We start from the raw sequence: 2,202 nt of genomic DNA, 5'->3' as shown, positions 1-2,202 counted from the left end.
AAAAAAGGAACGAACTATGATGCGTACTTAAAATTAGATGAAAAATATAAAGTATCATTATTATTCGATAAAAAGGGGGATTAAGTATTGAACTATCATGAATTAATAGAAGAAAATATGAAGAAGCGAAAAAAACGTAAATCAATGATTATTACAGTCGTTGTTATGCTAATTCCAGCATTACTTTTATTGCTTTACCAACCATTTAATTTTTACTTAAAAGACCCTCATATTATTAAAAAAGCACAAGCAGTTGCACAAGAAAATTATGACGAAACTACAGTAGATAATAATGAACAATGGCTTGAAAGTATATGGAAACAAACTAGTAAAAATTCTAATGGAGATCTTATAGAAACAAAAGAAATGGCAGATAATAATTTAACGTATGATTGGTCACAAGTTAAATTTATTAGTAGCATACCAAGTAATGCATCAGTAAATAAATCATTATATCGTGGGCAATTATTCATTCCAGAACTTAATATGAATTTACCAATTGTCGAGGGTGTAAGTAACGAAAATCTATATACAGGTGCTTCAACTATGAAGCCGAATATGGTGTTAGGTAAAGGTAATTATTCAGTTGCAGGACATTTAATGCCTGATTCAAATACTTTATTTAGTCCTCTTAAACGTGCTGAAAAAGGTATGTATATATATGCTACTGATAAAAAGGATGTTTATATATATGAAATAGAACAAATAGAGTATGTTGATCCATCGCAAATTGAATGGATTGAAGACGAAGAAGATAAAACCTTAATTACCTTAGTGACTTGTGGGACATTAGATGGTGTAAACCGTCTGATTGTGCAAGGTAATTTTATTAAAAGTCAGTCAATAGATAGTTTTGAGCAAGAACTCGCTGATAGTTACATTCATTGAGAGAATATTGAAATATTCTCTCTTTTTTTTATGCTTTTTTTTATGATTCACAAAAAAACATCTTATTTTAAGGGGGGTGTAATGATTCGAAAATATTTTTTGAATGTTATTAGTCCTAAAAGTGTTAAACACTGTTAAAAACGCTGTATTAAATTATTTAGAAAAATTGGAGGAATTTTAATGAGTTTATTTGATGAAAAGGGTAGATTAACCGATAAAGCAGTAGAATATGCTAAAAACGTACCGATTGTAGAATACTTAGAAGAACAAGGTTATTTATTAACTCAACAAGGTAACAGCAAGTATTTTAATTTAGATGATCATGATAGTTTTGTAGTAGATGCAGATAAAAATATGTACTTTTGGAATTCACGTCAACGTGGAGGTAATATCATTAATTTACTACAAGATGAAGAACTTTTTGGAATGAAATTTAGAGAAGCAGTAATAGAATTAAACTCTAAAAATAATCAACGTATTCAAAGTGATCACGGTATAAATTGGAAACAGAAAAAGAAAAAGAACCCTACGCTTTCCCACTCGATAATATGGTTAAAGATCCAAGTAAAGTAAGAGAGTACTTAATAAATGATAGGAAGTTAAATCCAGATCTCATAAATACTTTAATTAGTAAAGGATTAATACGCCAAGACGAAAGAAATAATGCTGTATATCCGTGGGTAAATAATGGAGAAATTGTAGGACATAACTCAGAGGGTAGTTATAAAAAACAAGATGGCGGAAGATATAAGCATATTGCAAGTGGTGCTAATAATGACTATGGATTTTCATTCAAAACAAGTCCAAATAAAGATATTAGAAACCTTTACTTTTTTGAAAGTGAGGTAGATGCGATTAGTTATGCTTCTTTAAACGGATTAACACCAAATTCTAAGTATATCTCTATGCGTGGTGTCAATAATCCCGATATAATTTATCAGCAAATTTTAGAAGTTGGACAAAATACAGGGAAAATTCCAAACGTTGTATACGGGGTAGACAATGATGAAGCAGGTTTAAGATTTAATCAAGATAGAATAGAAAACAACTTATCTCATCATGAACAAGGTGAAATGCCAATCTATTTTGCAGTTCCACCTCAAAGGGAAAATGTGAAAGATTGGAATGATGAACTAGTAAGAAGAAATGGACACCCTTATGAACAGCATGAACGTAATATCCCTTTAAGTAAGAAGCAATATCTTCAAAATTATAGACATCAAGAAAGTAGTAAAGGTATGGAATTAGAATAATATTCTATATCAATAATATATAATATATATTATATGTTATAATTGAGTTAGATATTTTATT

Annotated in this window: 3 protein-coding genes; all 3 read left to right on the top strand. The window is 29.3% G+C overall.

Going from position 1 to position 2,202, the window contains the following annotated elements:
• Positions 1-87 precede the first annotated feature (87 nt).
• The 3 genes from TJ68_RS03555 to TJ68_RS03545 all read left to right on the top strand — a co-directional run bounded on the left by TJ68_RS03555 (position 88) and on the right by TJ68_RS03545 (position 2,141).
• Positions 88-888, top strand: coding sequence for a class A sortase (locus tag TJ68_RS03555; protein ID WP_052327288.1), 801 nt, complete (start codon positions 88-90; stop codon positions 886-888).
• Positions 889-1,068: 180 nt separating this feature from the next.
• Entirely contained in the window at positions 1,069-1,461 is a 393-nt protein-coding gene (locus TJ68_RS03550) for a hypothetical protein (protein ID WP_040928779.1), read from the top strand.
• The gene (locus TJ68_RS03545; protein WP_040928778.1) at positions 1,437-2,141 is read left to right on the top strand and encodes a DUF3991 and TOPRIM domain-containing protein; all 705 of its coding nucleotides are present in this window, start codon (positions 1,437-1,439) and stop codon (positions 2,139-2,141) included. The genes TJ68_RS03550 and TJ68_RS03545 overlap by 25 nt, the downstream gene beginning before the upstream one ends.
• Positions 2,142-2,202 lie beyond the last annotated feature (61 nt).

The sequence above is a fragment of the Nosocomiicoccus massiliensis genome, assembly GCF_000438455.1.
GTDB classification, from domain to species: domain Bacteria; phylum Bacillota; class Bacilli; order Staphylococcales; family Salinicoccaceae; genus Nosocomiicoccus; species Nosocomiicoccus massiliensis.
Note: the sequence above shows the minus strand (reverse complement) of the source record. Positions and strands in the feature narration are given on the sequence as shown.